This is a genomic window from Variovorax sp. dw_954 (assembly GCF_018449755.1).
In the GTDB taxonomy this organism is placed as follows: Bacteria; Pseudomonadota; Gammaproteobacteria; order Burkholderiales; family Burkholderiaceae_C; genus Variovorax.
On record NZ_JAAVVD010000005.1, the window covers coordinates 26,478 to 42,530 of the forward strand.

Genomic DNA, 16,053 nt, shown 5'->3' on the forward strand with positions numbered 1-16,053 from the left:
CGCGTGGATGTGGGACAAGGGAATGATTGCGTGTCGCGGGATTCGCACGCGCATCCGCGCACGCCCGCGGATGTGGAGGCGAGAGCGCGCCGTCCTACAGTGACATCGCGATGCGTTCGTAGTGTGTCGGGAGCGAAAGGAGATAGCCCATGTCTACCTCATCGGCCCGCAGGCAAAGGAAATGGTCGCAGCACGTGACGGAATCCAGCGATGCGCTGGACCTCCGGCACGGGATCTTCGACAAGTCGCCGCAAGCCATTGCGCGCTCGCTCAAGTCCTCTGCGGAGCACAGCAAGCGCCGCAAGAGCGCGCCGTTCCGCTCGGCCATGTCGATGCTCAACTTCTACATCAACCGGGCGGGCAAGTCGCTCTCGGCCACGCGGCGCGCACGCTTGGGCAAGGCGAAGAATGCGCTGAGAAAAGCCTTTGGCAAGCCGACGATTGCCGGGGAATGACCCGCGATCGGGAAGGCTGAGGCGTAGAGCCCGCCAATGTCGATCTTCCGGCGCGAGTTGCAGGGCTCGGCCTACGCATTCGCACATACGCGCTCGACAGGATGGCCGCGTCAGCACCTTGATCAGTCAGGAGTCTCCATGACGACCTTTCCGAAACTCGCCCTCGCCCTGGCGAGCGCGTTCATCGCTCATTCGGGCATGGCCTTACCCGGCGACGCGAACAGCGGACCGGTTCCATCCCCTGCCGGAACCGTCGGACCGCATCCCACCATTGCGCCCGTTGACAAGCCGCTGGTGACGACGGTGCAAATCGCCCCCGCCAAAGGGTGGCCTGCGGCCGGGAAACCGGCGGCGGCGGCCGGCGTTGCCGTGAACCCCTTTGCCGCCGGCTTGAATCATCCACGCTGGATCTACGTGCTCCCCAACGGGGACGTGCTCGTCGCCGAAACCAATGCCCCGCCCAAGCCCGACGACAGCAAGGGTGTGAAGGGCAAGATCATGAAGGCGGTTCAGGCACGGGCCGGCGCCGGCGCGCCAACGGGCAACCGCATCATGCTGTTGCGCGACACCGATGGCGACGGCGTGGCCGAGACAAAAACGGTGTTCATCGACAACCTGAACTCGCCCTTCGGCATGGCGCTCGTGGGTTCGGACTTCTACGTGGCCGACAGCGACGCCATCCTCCGCTTCCCCTACGCCGCAGGCCAGACGAGCATCAGCGACAAGGGCACGAAGCTGACCGATCTTCCGGCCGGAACGATCAACCACCACTGGACCAAGAACATCATCGCGAGCCCGGATGGCTCGAAGCTCTACGCGACCGTCGGATCGAACAGCAACGCCGGCGAAAACGGCATGGCCGCAGAAGAGGGCCGCGCCGCCATCTGGGAGGTGGACCGTGCCACCGGGCAGAAGCATCTTTTTGCGACCGGCCTGCGCAATCCCAACGGCATGGCGTGGGTGCCGGGCAGCAGTGACTTGTGGACTGTGGCCAATGAGCGCGACGAGCTGGGCAACGACCTCGTGCCGGACTACCTCACCTCGGTCAGGAAGGACGCGTTCTATGGCTGGCCCTACAGCTACTACGGCCAGCATGTCGACGACCGCGTCAAGCCCACGCGGGGCGACCTGGTCGCAAAGGCCATCCCGCCGGACTACGCACTCGGCGCCCACGTGGCCGCACTCGGGCTCGTGGCTGCCGGCAAGACGAGCTTGCCGGCGCCGTTTGCAAACGGCGTGTTCATCGGGGAGCATGGATCGTGGAACCGCAAGCCGCCTGTCGGCTACAAGGTGGTCTTCGTTCCGTTCGCGGACGGCAAGCCTGATGGGCAGCCCGTCGATGTGTTGACGGGCTTCGTCAATGACAAGGGCGAAGCGTACGGAAGGCCGGTTGGCGTGGCCATCGACGCCAAGGGTGCGCTGCTGGTGGCCGATGACGTGGGCAATGTCATCTGGCGCGCCGTCGGGCCATCGCACTGACCGCACGCGCACGTAGTCCCGTGTGATCCGGCATCGACATACCGCACCAGAACAGGAGACCCCCATGAGCAACAGCAGCATCCTCGGCGGCGAGCACGCGCCTGCGTATCCGGCCGGTACCGACGTCGACGCCCTCGGCCCCAGCGACACCAGCGACAGCGGCAGCGACGTGCAAACCGAACGCAACCATTCGGCCTTGCCCGATGAGAGCGCCGAGGGCGCCTTCCCCATCTCGCACGCCAGCAGCAGCGACGCAGCCGGCACCGGGGAGCGCGCCTCGGCTGAAGCCGACGCACCCGATGTCGACGCGGACATCCTGCCCGACCGGATCGGCACCGTGCCGCAGGACGCGATGGATGCGGCCGTGTCCATCGACGATCCGGCGGCAGCGTCAGTGGAAGAGCTCGCTGCGTCCGAAGACGATGACGAAGAAGACGATGACGAAGCCTGAGCCTGAGCCTGAGCCTGAGCCGGGGTCGGCGAGCTTCATGCGCCTGCCCCGAGACGCGCCAGGTACCTGCCGGTCACGCTTGCGCTCGCCGCCGTGATCGCGTCGGGCGTGCTCTGCGCGACAATGCGCCCGCCTTCGTCGCCGGCACCCGGCCCCATGTCGATGACCCAGTCGCTCGCGGCGATCACGCGCAGTTCGTGCTCGACCACGACCACGGTGTTGCCGGCCTCGACCAACCCATCCAGTTGCGCCATCAGCTTGTCGACGTCGGCCGCGTGCAGGCCGGTGGTCGGCTCGTCGAGCACATAGAGCGTGTGGCCGCGCTGCACGCGCTGAAGTTCGGTCGCGAGCTTGATGCGCTGGGCTTCGCCGCCCGAGAGTTCCGTGGCCGGCTGGCCCAGCCGCAGGTAGCCGAGGCCGATCGCCTCCAGCAGCGCCAGCGGGCGGCCCACCGCCGGCTGGTCGGCGAAGAAAGCCACGGCCTCGCTCACCGTCAGGCCCAGTACCTCGGCGATGTTGCGGCCGTTCCATTGCACCTTGAGCGTCGCCTCGTTGTAGCGGGCGCCGTGGCAGGTGGGGCAGGGCGCATAGACGCTCGGCATGAAGAGCAGTTCGACGCTCACGAAGCCCTCGCCTTCGCAGGTGTCGCATCGGCCCTTGGCAACGTTGAAAGAGAAGCGGCCGGCGTCATAGCGCAGCCGCCTTGCCGCCGCCGTCCCCGCGAACAGCTTGCGCACCGCGTCGAAGAGGCCGGTGTAGGTGGCAAGGTTGGAGCGCGGCGTACGGCCGATCGGCTTCTGGTCGACGCGCACCAGCCGGTGGATGCCCGCGACGCCGCTGGCGATGTGTCCGGCCACGGCGCCCGGCGGCAAGGAGGCTTCCGGGTCATCGGATTCGTCTTCGGCCTCGGGCGGCTCGTGGCCGAGGTGTGCAGCCACGAGCTCGATCAGCGCCTGGCTCACGAGGCTCGATTTGCCCGAGCCCGAGACGCCGGTCACCGTGGTGAACACGCCCAGCGGGATGGCCGCGTCGAGGTGCTGCAGGTTGTTGCGCGTCACGTTCGCAAGCTGCAGCCAACCGACGGGCTGGCGCGGCGGGCGGGCGCGCGGCGCCGGTTCGGCGAACAGGTAGCGCGCGGTATGCGAGCCGGCCAGGTCGCGCAAGCCTTGGGGCGGGCCGCTGTAGAGCACGCGACCGCCGAGTTCGCCGGCATCCGGGCCGACGTCGACGATCCAGTCCGCATGGCGCATCACCTCGAGGTCATGCTCGACCACGAAGATCGAGTTGCCCGAGCGCTTGAGGCGGCCGAGCGCCACGCGCAGCGCCTCGCCGTCGGCCGGGTGCAGCCCCGCGGAAGGTTCGTCGAGCACGTACACGACACCGAACAGGTTGGAGCGGATCTGCGTGGCGAGCCGCAGGCGCTGCAGTTCGCCCGGCGACAGCGTGGGCGTGCTGCGGTCGAGCGAGAGGTACCCGAGGCCGAGTTCGGTGAGCGTGGTGACGCGTTCCAGCACGTCGTGCGCGATGCGCTGGGCTGCGATGCGCTTTTCTTCCGACAGCTCGGGCGTGCGGCGCACGTCGGGCGAGGCCGCGTGGCTGGCGCCGCCAGCGGCGATCCGGCGCTCGGTGTCCTTGCGCGAGGCCGAGCGGCTGAACGTCGAAGCGGCCTGCGCGCCCACCAGCCGCCCTTCGGCAGCCGGCTTGAGCACTTCCGCCAACTGGCTGAGCGGCATGCGCGAGATCTCGCCGATGTCATGGCCGGCGAAGGTCACGCCCAGCGCTTCCCGCTTGAGGCGCTTGCCGCCGCAGGTCGGACAGGTGGCGCCGATCATGAAGCGCGCGACACGCTTCTTCATCAACGCACTTTGGGTGGTCGCGAAGGTGTGCAGGACGTAGCGCCTTGCGCCCGTGAAGGTGCCCTGGTAGCTGGGTTCCATCTTCCGGCGCAGGGCTGCGCGCGTCTCCTCGGGCGTGAAGCCGGCATAGACCGGGGCGGTCGGCTGTTCCTCGGTGAAGAGGATCCAGTCGCGGTGCTTCCTGGGCAGGTCGCGCCATGGCGTGTCGACGTCGTAGCCCAGGCTGACCAGGATGTCGCGCAGGTTCTGCCCTTGCCAGGCCGGGGGCCAGGAGGCGATGGCGCGCTCGCGGATGGTGAGCGAATCGTCCGGCACCATGGTCTTCTCGTTGACCTCGAACACGCGGCCGAGGCCGTGGCAGGTCGGGCAGGCGCCCTGTGGCGTGTTGGGGGAGAAGTCCTCGGCATACAGCATGGGCTGCTTCGGCGGGTAGCTGCCGGCGCGCGAATAGAGCATGCGCAACAGGCTCGACAGCGTGGTGACGCTGCCGACGGACGAGCGTGTGCTGGGCGTGCCGCGCTGCTGCTGGAGGGCGACGGCGGGCGGCAGCCCTTCGATGCTGTCCACGTCGGGCACGCCGACCTGGTCGATGAGGCGCCGCGCATAGGGCGCGACCGATTCGAAGTAGCGGCGCTGCGCCTCGGCATAGATCGTCCCGAAGGCGAGCGAGGACTTGCCGGAGCCCGACACGCCGCTGAAGACGACCAGCGCATCGCGCGGTATGTCGACGTCGACATCCTTCAGGTTGTGCTCGCGCGCGCCCCGGACGCGCACGTTGCGATCATCTGCCCCGGGCTCATTGCTGCTCATGGGCGCAAGCAGATCGCAAGTCGCAGACCGGCGCAAGAGGCGGTTGCGCCGTGCGCGGGGCAGCGGCGGCTGCCCGATCCGTCAATTCCCTCAGCGCTTGAGCAACTCGTCGCTGATGATGATCTTTCGCACTTCGGTCGTGCCGGCGCCGATCTCCAGCAGCTTGATCGCCCGATAGAGCCGGTTCACTTCCGACTCCCAGATGTAGCCGGTGCCGCCGTGGATCTGCACGGCTTCGTTGAGCACCTTGTTCATGGTCTCGGCCGCGTACATCACGGACGCGGCGGTGATCATGTGGATGTCGCCGCGGCCGCCGCCGCCAATCTCGAGCTCGTTGGCCGCGCGCAGCGCCTGGTAGGTGAACACGCGCATCGACTCGATCCACACGTACATGTCCGCCAGCTTGGCGCGAATCATCTGGAAATTGGAGATCGGCTGGCCGAACTGCTGGCGGGTGCGGGCGTAGTCGATCGACAGTTGCAGCGCGCGCTCGCAGATGCCCAGGCAGATCGGCGAGATCATCGAGCGCTCCAGGTCCAGCCCGCTCATCACCACCTGCACGCCGCGGTCTTCCTCCCCGACCAGGTTGCGCGCGGGCACGCGGCAGTTGTCGAACACGAGCTCGGCCGTCTGGCTGCCGCGGAAGCCCATCTTCTTCAGCTTCTGCGCGACCTTGAAGCCGGGGTAGTCCTTCTCGACGATGAAAGCCGAGATGCCCTTGGCGCCCTTGTCCTTGTTCGTCTTGGCATAGACCAGCATCACGTCGGCGACGGCGCCGTTGGTGATGTAGATCTTGCTGCCGTTGAGCAGGTAGTCGTCTCCGTCGCGCGTGGCGGTGGTGCGCATGGAGCCGAGCGCGTCGGACCCGGCGCCGGGTTCCGTGAGGCCGAGTGCGCCGACCTTTGTGCCGTTGCACAGGCCGGGCAGGTAGGTCTTGCGCAGATCTTCGTTGGCGTTGCGGTAGATGTTGTAGAGGCAGAGGTTCTCGTGCGCGACCCAGCTCAGCGCCAGCGCATGGTTCCAGCGCGAGAAGGCCTGCACCACCAGGCCGCTGGCGAACAGGTCCATGCCGACGCCGCCGTAGGCCTCGGGCACCGGCACGCCGAAGTAGCCGGTGGCGCCGATGCGCGCGAAGGCTTCGGGCGGCCACCATTCCTCGTCGTCCATGCGCTGCGAAAGCGGGTAGAGCTCCTGCCGGGCGAAATGGTCGGCCTGGTCGAGGATCTGCTGCTCGTCGTCGGAGAGGCCGGAGAAGCGTTGGGCTGCGCTTTGCGTGGAGGCGGTGGAGTTCATGTGGTTTGGAGATGGGAAATTCAAGGGCGTGATGGCACACCGCTAGTCGATGCGCTGCCCGTCGTCGAGCGGCAGCCGCGCGAGTTCGTGCCGTTGCAGCTTGCCGGTGGTGCTGCGCGGCAGTTCCTCGCTGCGCACGAACTGCAGGTAGCGTGGGCGCTTGTAGCCCGCGAGTCCTTCGCGGCACCAGGCGACGATCTCTTCGCGCGTGGCTTGCGCGCCCGGTTGCAGCACCAGCACCGCCTTGATGGTCTCGCCCCAGTGGGCATCGGGCACGCCGAAGACGCAGGCCTCCTGCACGGCAGGGTGCCGTCCGATGACGGCCTCGACCTCGGCCGGGTAGACGTTCTCGCCGCCGGTCTTGATGAGGTACTTCTTGCGGTCGACGAAGACCAGCGTGCCGTCCGCCTCGCGGCGCAACAGGTCGCCGGTGTGCAGCCAGCCGCCGCGGAACACCTCGGCATTGGCGGCGTCGTCGTCGAGGTAGCCCGACATGACGCTCGGGCCGCGCACCACGCATTCGCCAGGCTGGCCCACCGGCATCTCGTTCATGTCGTCGTCGACGATGCGCACTTCCATGAGCGGGGATGGCAGCTTGCGAAGCGACGGCATCTCGCCGGGACCGGAACGCCGGTGCGCCAGCAGCAGGCTGCTCTCGCTCTGGCCGAAGGCATCGTAGAAGTCGATGTTGCAGGCCGCGGTCAGGCGGGCGATCACCTGCGGCATCATGTTCGCGTAGCCGATCGCGAAGCGCAGGCTCGACAGGTCGTGCGACGTGCGCGCCGGATGGTTCAGGAAATCGGTGATGACGCCGGGCAGCAGCAGGGTCCAGCTCAGCCGGTCGCGCTCAACCAGGTTGAACATCTGCGCCGCATCCGCCTTGCGCAAGGTCGCGTAGGTGCCGCCAGTCCAGATCGTGGCGTACAGCGGTTCGTCGCCGCCGCAATGGAACAGGGGCAGCCAGCCGATGAAGCCGTCGTTCTCGGTCAGGCCGAACCACTGCGCCAGCCGCAGGCCGCGCGTGGCCGCGGCGCGCTGGCTGATGAGGGCGCCCTTGGGCTGGCCGGTGGTGCCGCTGGTGAAGAGGATGTTGTGGATGTCCGAGCCCTGCGCCACGCGCGGCGGTGCATCGGCTGGGCTCGCGCGCAGCAAGGCTTCGTAGTCATCGAAGCCGGGCACGTTGCCGAAGGCGATCCAGTGGCGGATCTGCGCCTGGTCCGCGCGCAGTCCTTCCGCCACCGGCGCCAGGGCGTCCGAGACCAGCAGGCCGGTCGGCCGGCACTTGTGCAGGCAGGTCGCCAGTTCGCGAGGGTGCAGGCGGGTGTTCAGCGTCGCGACCGTGATGCCGAGCGCTGCGAGTGCGGCATAGCACTCGATGTACTCCGCGCGCGTTTCCGACAGCACCGCGATGGTGTCGCCGCGCCGGTAGCCACGGGCCTGCAATGCGCTGGCCAGCCGCCAGGCGCGCTCGCCGGTTTCCGCGTAGGTTCGTGTGCCCCCGTCCCAACTGATCGCGGTGCGCGGGCCGAACACGGTGAACGCACGGCGGAACATCGCATCGAGCGTGATGTCGCTCGCGAGCACCGCGTCTGTCGACCAGGTGGGCGTGGCGGAAGCAGTGCTCATCGGGGAACCTTCGCGCTACGCGCTGCGGTGCGAGCGCCTTCGGGCGACCGGCGGGCGATCATGGCGCGGCGCTCCTCTGTGCCGGGGCCGCGTTGCCGCGCTCCGCGAAGGCCGCCACGCGCGCAGCAAAGTCCGGTGTGGCCGCGCATCGAAGAAATGCCTCCTTCTCTCGCGCAAGGTGCACCTCCAGTGCATCGCGGACCTGCACCGAGGTCAGGCCCTTGATCTCCGCGACGGCTTGCGGCGCCATGGCTGCCAGCTGGTGCGCCCAGCGCAAGGCTTCATCGTCGGCCCGGTCGGCATCGACCACGCGATTGATCAGTCCGAGGCGCAGTGCCTCCTCGGCCTCCAGCGTGCTGCGCACCGTCAGCAGTTCGAAGGCGCGCGCCGCGCCCAGTTGCTGCGTGAGCCTGAAGCTGAGCCCGCCATCGGCCGACGCGCCCAGTTGCGCATAGGCCGTCACGAAGCGCGTGCCGCGCGCTGCGACCACCAAGTCGCAGGCCAGCGCGAGCGATATGCCGCCGCCCGCCACGGCGCCGTGCACGCTGGCGATCACCGGGATTGGCAAGCGGTTGAGGGCCATGGCCGTGCCGTGGAAGCTGTCGATCATCCTGGCGATGAAGGCCGGCAGGTCCGCGCGCTCCGCATGCATGGCGGCCACGTCGCCGCCGCCGCAGAAGGAACGTCCCTCGCCGCGCAACACCAGCACCCGCGCATGCGGCATCGCGGCAACTTGCGCGACCGCGCGGGCCAGGGCAGTGATCGCGTCGAAGTCGAGGGCGTTCAGCGAAGCGGGGCGCTGGAGTGTGAGCGTGACGACTTCGCTCGATGCGTCGAGCACCACGGAATTCGATTTGTCCATATGTCTCCAGGGCCCCTGCACAGGCCATGCTGCTCGTATTGACCGTCACTCAATAAAAGTGTTGGGATGCGAATGCGATGAGACACCCGATCGGCTGGTTTTGGAAGGGATGCAGGGCTAGGTAATACCCTGACATATGCAATCTTCATTCGCTCCGGCTTGAGGCTCCATGCGAATGAACGAGGGGAAATGATGCCCGTGATCGGTCGATTCCAGAATTTGAGTGAGGGTCATAAATCTGTTGACAGGCTCGAAGCCGGGTCGCAATATCCGGCCACACAACACAGACGCCGGCATCGGCGCGGAGACAAGACTTGAACTTGCGAGAGTCGCCGACCCGCGGCGCACGGCCATGCTGAACGTCACCAACCTGCAGGTCTTCTATGACCATGCGGTGGAGGCTGTGCGCGATGTGTCGCTCGAAGTGGGCGAGGGCCGGATCATCGCGCTGCTGGGCAGCAACGGCGCCGGCAAGTCGACCGTGCTGAAGGCCATTTGCGGCGTGCTGTACCCCGAGGACGGCGAGATCACCGGCGGCACCATCCGCTACCGCGACGACAGCCTGGAGCGCTGCGCCCCGCACGAGATCGTGGCTCGCGGCCTGGTGCAGGTACCCGAAGGCCGGCGCCTGTTCGACACCCTCACGGTGGAGGAGAACCTGCGCATGGGCGGCTACCTGCAGCCCGCAGCCGGCACATCGGAGGCGCTCGCCAACATCTACAGATTGTTCCCCGCGATCGAGGCGCACCGGCATCGGGTGGCCGGCTATCTCTCTGGCGGGCAGCAGCAGATGGTGGCGATCGGCCGGGCGCTCATGAGCCAGCCGAAGCTGCTGCTGCTCGACGAGCCTTCGCTGGGGCTGGCGCCGCAGATCATCGCGGAGATCTTCGACATCATCCGGCGGCTTCGCGACGAGCGCGGACTGACGGTGCTCCTGGTCGAGCAGAACGCGCAGCTCGCGCTCTCGCTGGCGGACTACGGCTACATCATGGAGCGCGGCAGGGTGGTGCTCGACGACACGCCCGCGAAGCTGCTGGCCAACGACGACGTGAAGGAGTTCTACCTTGGCGTGCAGGCTGGCGGCCAGCGGCGCAGCATGCGCGAGATCAAGCACTACAAGCGGCGCAAGAGGTGGTTGTCATGAGCGCCGCCCGGCCGCCCGAAGGCGCTCGCACCGCAGCGCGACAGTGCGGAGGTTTCCAATGAGCGCCGCCCGGCCGCCCGAAGGCGCTCGCACCGCAGCGCGCAGCGCGGAGGTCTGCAGGTGAGTGCAGTGCTGGCGCCGCACACGGACCGTGTCGTGATGGCGGGGGCGATCGGCGCCGCTGGCACGTCGGCGGTGGAATCCGCGGCGCAGACGCTGCTCGAACTCCAAGGCATCGGCAAGCGCTTCGGCGGACTGGAAGCCCTGGCAGGCATCGACCTGCGTGTGCAGCGCGGCCACATCTGCAGCGTCATCGGGCCCAATGGCGCGGGCAAGACGACGCTGTTCAACCTGGTCTCCTGCCTGCTGCGGCCGAGCAGCGGCAGCATCGCCTTCGAGGGCGAGGACATCACCGGCGCGCCGGCCCACAGCCTGTCGCGCCGCGGCATCGCGCGCACCTTCCAAAACCTGGCGGTGTTCAAGCACGAATCGGTCATCGACAACATCCTGACCGGCCTGCATGCGCGCCTGAGCACCGGCATCTTCGGCGCCGCGTTGTTCTGGGGCGCGACCCGCCGTGCGGAGATCGCCGCGCGCGAGGCCGCGGAAGAGATCGTCGAGTTCCTGGAGATCGAGACCATCCGCGACCTGCCGGTCGGCACGCTTTCCTATGGCCTGCAGAAGCGTGTCGAGCTGGGCCGCGCGCTGGCGATGCAGCCGCGCCTGCTGCTGCTCGACGAGATGGTCTCCGGCATGAACCAGGAAGAGACCGAGGACATCGCGCGCTTCATCCTCGACATCCGCGAGGAACGCAACGTCACGGTGATGATGATCGAGCACGAGATGGGCATCGTGATGGACATCTCCGACCATGTCTGCGTGCTGAACTTTGGCCGCAAGATTGCCGACGGCACGCCGGCCGAGGTCGCCGGCAACCCCGCGGTCATCGCCGCCTACCTGGGCCAAGCCGCATGACCCAGCGCGACCACACGCTGCATGCCGATGCCGAGCTGCCGCCCGGTGTCCTGGAAGGCCGCGCCACCTTGCCCGGCCTCCTGCGGCATCGGGCTCGCAGCACGCCGGATCGCATCGCGCTGCGCGAGAAGGTTCGCGGCATCTGGCAGGGCACGAGCTGGTCGGGCTACTTCGAGCAGGTGCGGGCCTTTGCGCTGTACCTGCAGGGCATCGGCTTCGGCGCGGGCGACAAGCTGGTCATCGCTTCGGACGGCACGCCCGAATGGTTCTTCGCCGACCTCGCGGCGCAGTCGCTCGGCGGGGTCACGGTGGGCATCTACCCGACCAATCCGTGGCCGGAGCTTCAATACATCGTGCGCCATTGCAAGGCGCGCGTAGCGGTCTGCGGCGACCAGGAACAGACCGACAAGGTGCTCGAAGCGATGCGCCGCGACGGTGGATTGCCGGACCTCGAGCATGTGCTGACCGTCGACTGGAAGGGCATGCGCCACTACCAGGAGCCCATCCTGCAGCCTTTTGCGGAGGCGCTCGCGCAAGGCCATGCCCTGGCAGGCGACCCTGTGCGCAGCGCCGCCTGGGACGCCACGCTGGAAGCGGTCGACGCCGACCAGGACGCATTGATCGTCTACACCTCCGGCACCACCGGCATGCCCAAGGGCGCGCGCATCTCGCACGCCGGCATCGTGCGCAACGCGGCCGCGCTTGGCCAGGTGCAGGGCTTCGGCGGCAAGCCGCTCACCGTGGTCTGCTACCTGCCGCTGTGCCATGTAGCCGAGCGGCTGATGTCGACGGTGATGCAACTGGTCTATGGCTCCGTCGTCAACTTCGCGGAATCGATCGACGCAGTGACGCACAACCTGCACGAGATCGGGCCGAGCTTCTTCTTCGGCGTGCCGCGTATCTGGGAGAAGCTGCAGCAGGAGATCCTGATTCGCTCGCGCGACGCGCGGCCCATCGCGCGGCGCGCCTTCGAGCGTGCGCTGGCGACTGCGACGCCGATTGCCGAGCGGACCATTGCCAACGGCGGCAAGCCGGTGAGTGCGCGCGATGCCTTCGGCGCGTGGCTGCTGCGTGTCACGGTGTTCAGCAACCTGCTGGCCGGCGTCGGGCTGGACCGCACCCGGGTCGCGATGACGGGCGGCGCCTCGATCTCGCCCTCGGTCATCCTGTTCTTTCGCGCGCTGGGGGTGCCGATCTACCAGATCTACGGCATGACCGAGAGCAGCGGCGCAAGCCATTCGCAATCGCCGGCGCAATCGCGGCTCGGCTGGTGCGGGCCGCCCGTGCCCGGCGTGGTCGAGCAGCGCGTGGCTGCCGATGGCGAACTGCAATTGCGCGGCCCGATCGTCTTCAACGGCTACCTGCATGACGAGGAGGCCACGCGCGCGGCCTTCGACGAAGGCTGGCTGCGCACCGGCGACATCGTCGAGCTCGACGCGGCCACCGGCCAGGTGCAGATCGTCGACCGCAAGAAGGCGATCCTCATCACCAGCGGCGGCAAGAACATCACGCCCTCGCTGATCGAGAACGCGTTGAAGGAGAGTCCCTACATCAGCGAGGCGGTGCTGCTCGGCGATGGCCGGCATTTCGTCTCGGCGCTGATCCAGATCGACCTCGACACGGTGGGCAAATGGGCGCAGGAGCGCGGCATCGCCTACACCACCTACGAGACCCTGGCCCGGCTGGAGGCGGTCAACACGCTCATCGCGGAGGATGTGAAACGCGTCAACGAGCGCTTCTCGCGCGTGGAGAACATCCGCAAGTTCGCGCTGCTGCGGAAGCAACTCGACCACGACGATGGCGAACTCACCGCCACGATGAAAGTGCGCCGCCGCGTGATCGAGCAGAAGTTCGCGGCCGAGGTGGCGCACATCTACGGGCTGGAAGCGGCATGAACTACTTCCTCAACCTCGTGACCTCCGGCCTCGTCATCGGCGCGCTCTACGGCCTGGTCGCAATGGGCTTCGCCATCGTCTACCGCGCCACCGGCATGGTGAATTTCGCGCAGGGCGAAGTGATGATGCTGATCGCCTACATCAGCTTCAGCCTGGCCACGATTCCGGGCATCGGCTTCGGTCCGCTGCTGGCCGCGGTGCTGGCGATCGCCGTGCTGCTGGGCCTGGCGATCGACCGGGTCTTCATCCGGCCGATGCTCGGCGAGCCGATGTTCTCGCGCGTCATGGTCACGATCGGGCTGGCAGTGGTGATCCGCTCCACGGTCATCCTGATCTGGGGCGTCGAGCCGACGGCCTTCCCGCGGCCCTTCGGCAACACGGTCATCCGCTTCGCCGGGCTCGCGCTCTATCCGGGGCAGATCTTCGCGATGGTCGTGCTGGCGGTGCTGTGCCTCCTGATGTGGCTCTTCTTCTCGCGCTCGCGCATCGGCATCGCCATGCGGGCCACCTCCAACAACGAGACCACCGCGCTGCTGATGGGCATCAACGTGAAGCGCATCAGCGCCATCGCCTGGGCGCTGTCGGCGGTGTTCGCGGCCTTCGCCGGATTGACCTTCTGCCTGATGTTCAGCCTGGAGCCGGAGATCTCGCAGATGGGCCTGCGCGGCTTTCCGGCGACCATCCTCGGCGGGCTCGACTCGGTCATCGGCGGCGCCTTCGGCGGGCTGGTGATCGGCGTGGTCGAGAACCTGGCCGGCGGCTACCTGGGGCGCGGGCTCAAGGAGATCGCCGGCTTCGTGCTGATCATCGTCGTGCTGATGGTGAAGCCCTACGGCCTGTTCGGCCAACGTGAGATCGAGCGCGTCTGATGCAAAGCCGTACCTACCAGACCACCTACGCCGGCCTCGTCGCGCTGGCGCCGCGCCGCTCCACCTGGTCGTGGTCGCTGGCCGGGCTCGTGCTGCTGACCTTGGCACCGGCGTGGTTCGGCGCGCACGGGCTCAACATCCTGACCGACATCTTCGTGGTGTCGATCGGCGTGCTCGGGCTGAACCTGCTGTCGGGCGTGGCCGGGCAGATCTCGCTGGGCCATGCCGGCTTCCTGCTGATCGGCGCCTATGCGCAGGCGATCCTCGGCACGGACTATGGCGTGCCCTCGCTGCTGGCGATTCCTCTGGCCGGGCTGGTCGCCGCGCTCGCGAGCCTCATCGTCGGCGTCCCGTCGCTGCGACTCAAGGGCTTGTACCTTGCGATCACCACGCTGGCCTTCACCTTCATCGTGCGGCATGTGGTGCTGTTTGCCGAAGGGCTGACGCGCGGCTCGGCGGGGATGCCGGTCGAGCCGCTGTCCATCGCCGGCTTCTCGTTCAAGGGCGACGAACGCTTCTACTATGCCGCGCTGGCGATGCTGGTGCTGTTCGTGCTCATCACGCTCAACATCATGCGCACGCGCATCGGCCGGGCCTGGCTGGCGCTGCGCGACCATGACATCGCGGCCCGCGCCATGGGCATCGACCTGATGCGCTACAAGCTGCTGGCCTTCATGGTGAGCGCCTTCTACACCGGCGTGGCGGGCGCACTGGTGGCCTTGCAGACGCGCTTCGTCAACGTCGACACTTTCACGGTGCTGATCAGCATCGAGGCGCTGGCCATGGTGATCGTGGGCGGCATGGGCCGCACCCATGGCGCGATCCTCGGCGCGGCGTTGATCCTCTTCCTGCCTGAACTGCTGAACTACGGCTTCGCGGCCGCGGGTGACAGCGTGCGCACGCTGATGGCCGACCGCATCTACGAGGTCAAGGGCCTGATGTACGGCGTGGTGATCCTGCTGTTCCTGCGGCTCGAACCCGAAGGCCTGGCTGGCATCTGGCGCAAGTCCAAGCGCTTCTGGGTGCAGTGGCCCCTGTCGCAATGATCGTCGAGACAGATGAATACGAAGACAGCGCACGGTCCGGAATCGTCCAGCGCCGGCGCCCACAGAAGGAGACCCCAGTGAACCAGCTTGCAACGAGACGCGCGCTTCGCCTTGCCGCCACCACGACCCTCGGCCTCGCCGGCCTTCTTGCGGCGTTCGGCGCGCAGGCGCAGGACGTGGGCGTGACGGCCACGGAAATCCTGATCGGCGAGGTGCAGCCGATGTCGGGCCCGGCCTCGCTGATCGGCAAGGCGGGCGCCGCCGGTTCGAAGCTCGCGATCGCCGAGATCAACGCGGCCGGCGGCATCAACGGCCGCAAGCTGCGCGCGATCTACGAGGACGACGGCTACGTGCCATCGCGCTCGGTGTCGGCGGTGAAGAAGCTGATCGATACCGACAAGGTCTTCGGCATCACCGGCACCAGCGGCAGCTCGCACATGGTGGCGATGCTGCCGGCCATCGAGGAAGCCAAGGTGCCGACTGTGGTGCACATGGCGCCGAACCCCGCGGTGGTGTCGCCGCGCCGGCCCACCGTGTTCATGATCGGCCCCGACTACGACTATGCAAGCTACGCGCCGATGCGCTACATGGTCGAGAAGATGAACAAGAAGGGCGCCAAGTTCGGCATCCTCTACCAGGACGACGACTTCGGCAAGGCGCTGCTGTCCGGCTACCAGAAGGCGGTGAAGCAGTACGGCCTGAACAGCGTCGCGGAGATTTCCTTCAAGCGCGGCGCCAAGGACTTCTCGGCCGAGGTGCTCACGCTGAAGGACAAGGGCGTGAACGCGATCTACCTCGGCACGCTGACGACCGAGTCAGCCTCGATCATGTCGGAGCTGCGCCGGCTCGACATGGACGTGACGCTGGCGACGCTGTGGGCGGGTCAGTTGCCTGCGGCGGTCAAGCTGGCCGCGCCGTCCGGCTACCAGTACCTGATCCCCGACTACTACGCATCGAACTACGACCCGGCCGGCGTGGCGCTGATGGCCTCCGCCAGGAAGTACCTGAGCCCTGACGACTACAACAACTTCAACCGCTACACCGTGAGCGGCTACGTCGGCACGATGGTGTTCGCCGAAGGGGTGCGCCGTTGCGGCGCCACCTTGACGCGCGCCTGCGTCGTGGCGCAGCTCGACAAGCTGCATGACTTCAAGGTCGGTGGGCTGAGCGGGCCGGTCTCCTTCGACAACCCGAAGGCCCAGGCGGTGCTGCCGATCAAGCTGTTCCAGACCGATCCGCAGGCTGGCACGGTGAAGGCGTTGACCGACTTCGACGCGTATTGAACTTTCCGA

General features: G+C 67.6%; 13 protein-coding genes. 9 read left to right on the top strand and 4 right to left on the bottom strand.

What is annotated here, in order from left to right; genetic code table 11:
* Positions 1 to 149 precede the first annotated feature (149 nt).
* The 3 genes from HB681_RS10175 to HB681_RS10185 all read left to right on the top strand — a co-directional run bounded on the left by HB681_RS10175 (position 150) and on the right by HB681_RS10185 (position 2,385).
* Positions 150 to 455 carry a DUF3175 domain-containing protein gene (locus HB681_RS10175; protein ID WP_213954697.1) on the top strand — a complete coding sequence of 102 codons (306 nt, stop codon included), beginning with the start codon at positions 150 to 152 and terminating at the stop codon, positions 453 to 455.
* A gap of 198 nt (positions 456 to 653) precedes the next feature.
* Positions 654 to 1,934, top strand: coding sequence for a sorbosone dehydrogenase family protein (locus HB681_RS10180; protein ID WP_256734911.1), 1,281 nt, complete (start codon positions 654 to 656; stop codon positions 1,932 to 1,934).
* 64 nt (positions 1,935 to 1,998) lie between these two features.
* On the top strand, positions 1,999 to 2,385 hold the full coding sequence (locus HB681_RS10185; protein ID WP_213954699.1) for a hypothetical protein: 387 nt from the start codon (positions 1,999 to 2,001) through the stop codon (positions 2,383 to 2,385).
* 35 nt (positions 2,386 to 2,420) lie between these two features.
* On the opposite strand, the gene HB681_RS10190 is transcribed toward HB681_RS10185, so the two are convergent.
* The 4 genes from HB681_RS10190 to HB681_RS10205 form a co-directional block, all read right to left on the bottom strand.
* A complete protein-coding gene (locus HB681_RS10190; RefSeq protein ID WP_213954700.1) occupies positions 2,421 to 5,051 on the bottom strand; it encodes an excinuclease ABC subunit UvrA in 2,631 nt (876 codons plus the stop codon).
* 90 nt (positions 5,052 to 5,141) lie between these two features.
* Positions 5,142 to 6,344 (bottom strand): acyl-CoA dehydrogenase family protein, encoded by a 1,203-nt coding sequence (locus HB681_RS10195; protein WP_213954701.1) that lies wholly within the window; start codon positions 6,342 to 6,344, stop codon positions 5,142 to 5,144.
* Between the two features lie 42 nt (positions 6,345 to 6,386).
* Positions 6,387 to 7,970 carry an AMP-binding protein gene (locus HB681_RS10200; RefSeq protein WP_213954702.1) on the bottom strand — a complete coding sequence of 528 codons (1,584 nt, stop codon included), beginning with the start codon at positions 7,968 to 7,970 and terminating at the stop codon, positions 6,387 to 6,389.
* Positions 7,971 to 8,028: 58 nt separating this feature from the next.
* Positions 8,029 to 8,832 carry an enoyl-CoA hydratase/isomerase family protein gene (locus HB681_RS10205; RefSeq protein WP_213954703.1) on the bottom strand — a complete coding sequence of 268 codons (804 nt, stop codon included), beginning with the start codon at positions 8,830 to 8,832 and terminating at the stop codon, positions 8,029 to 8,031.
* Positions 8,833 to 9,184: 352 nt separating this feature from the next.
* Here HB681_RS10205 and HB681_RS10210 point away from each other — a divergent pair, with 352 nt between their 5' ends.
* The 6 genes from HB681_RS10210 (at position 9,185) to HB681_RS10235 (ending at position 16,044) form a co-directional block, all read left to right on the top strand.
* Positions 9,185 to 9,976 (top strand): ABC transporter ATP-binding protein, encoded by a 792-nt coding sequence (locus HB681_RS10210; RefSeq protein ID WP_213954704.1) that lies wholly within the window; start codon positions 9,185 to 9,187, stop codon positions 9,974 to 9,976.
* A 159-nt stretch (positions 9,977 to 10,135) separates the two neighbouring features.
* Positions 10,136 to 10,951 carry an ABC transporter ATP-binding protein gene (locus HB681_RS10215; RefSeq protein ID WP_213954940.1) on the top strand — a complete coding sequence of 272 codons (816 nt, stop codon included), beginning with the start codon at positions 10,136 to 10,138 and terminating at the stop codon, positions 10,949 to 10,951.
* Positions 10,948 to 12,846: an AMP-binding protein gene (locus tag HB681_RS10220; protein WP_213954705.1), complete on the top strand. Its 1,899-nt coding sequence runs from the start codon at positions 10,948 to 10,950 to the stop codon at positions 12,844 to 12,846. The genes HB681_RS10215 and HB681_RS10220 overlap by 4 nt, the downstream gene beginning before the upstream one ends.
* On the top strand, positions 12,843 to 13,715 hold the full coding sequence (locus HB681_RS10225; protein ID WP_213954706.1) for a branched-chain amino acid ABC transporter permease: 873 nt from the start codon (positions 12,843 to 12,845) through the stop codon (positions 13,713 to 13,715). Before HB681_RS10220 ends, HB681_RS10225 begins: the two co-directional genes overlap by 4 nt.
* On the top strand, positions 13,715 to 14,761 hold the full coding sequence (locus HB681_RS10230) for a branched-chain amino acid ABC transporter permease (RefSeq protein ID WP_213954707.1): 1,047 nt from the start codon (positions 13,715 to 13,717) through the stop codon (positions 14,759 to 14,761). Before HB681_RS10225 ends, HB681_RS10230 begins: the two co-directional genes overlap by 1 nt.
* 77 nt (positions 14,762 to 14,838) lie before the next feature.
* Entirely contained in the window at positions 14,839 to 16,044 is a 1,206-nt protein-coding gene (locus HB681_RS10235) for an ABC transporter substrate-binding protein (RefSeq protein ID WP_213954708.1), read from the top strand.
* The last annotated feature ends 9 nt before the right edge of the window (positions 16,045 to 16,053 follow it).

Coding starts and splice junctions, on each gene's coding strand:
- HB681_RS10215 (WP_213954940.1), top strand. CDS start 10,136: ATGGCGGGGGCGATCGGCGCCGCTGGCACGTCGGCGGTGGAATCCGCG.
- HB681_RS10180 (WP_256734911.1), top strand. CDS start 654: ATGGCCTTACCCGGCGACGCGAACAGCGGACCGGTTCCATCCCCTGCC.
- HB681_RS10205 (WP_213954703.1), bottom strand. CDS start 8,832: ATGGACAAATCGAATTCCGTGGTGCTCGACGCATCGAGCGAAGTCGTC.
- HB681_RS10230 (WP_213954707.1), top strand. CDS start 13,715: ATGCAAAGCCGTACCTACCAGACCACCTACGCCGGCCTCGTCGCGCTG.
- HB681_RS10190 (WP_213954700.1), bottom strand. CDS start 5,051: ATGAGCAGCAATGAGCCCGGGGCAGATGATCGCAACGTGCGCGTCCGG.
- HB681_RS10220 (WP_213954705.1), top strand. CDS start 10,948: ATGACCCAGCGCGACCACACGCTGCATGCCGATGCCGAGCTGCCGCCC.
- HB681_RS10195 (WP_213954701.1), bottom strand. CDS start 6,344: ATGAACTCCACCGCCTCCACGCAAAGCGCAGCCCAACGCTTCTCCGGC.
- HB681_RS10225 (WP_213954706.1), top strand. CDS start 12,843: ATGAACTACTTCCTCAACCTCGTGACCTCCGGCCTCGTCATCGGCGCG.
- HB681_RS10200 (WP_213954702.1), bottom strand. CDS start 7,970: ATGAGCACTGCTTCCGCCACGCCCACCTGGTCGACAGACGCGGTGCTC.
- HB681_RS10175 (WP_213954697.1), top strand. CDS start 150: ATGTCTACCTCATCGGCCCGCAGGCAAAGGAAATGGTCGCAGCACGTG.
- HB681_RS10185 (WP_213954699.1), top strand. CDS start 1,999: ATGAGCAACAGCAGCATCCTCGGCGGCGAGCACGCGCCTGCGTATCCG.
- HB681_RS10210 (WP_213954704.1), top strand. CDS start 9,185: ATGCTGAACGTCACCAACCTGCAGGTCTTCTATGACCATGCGGTGGAG.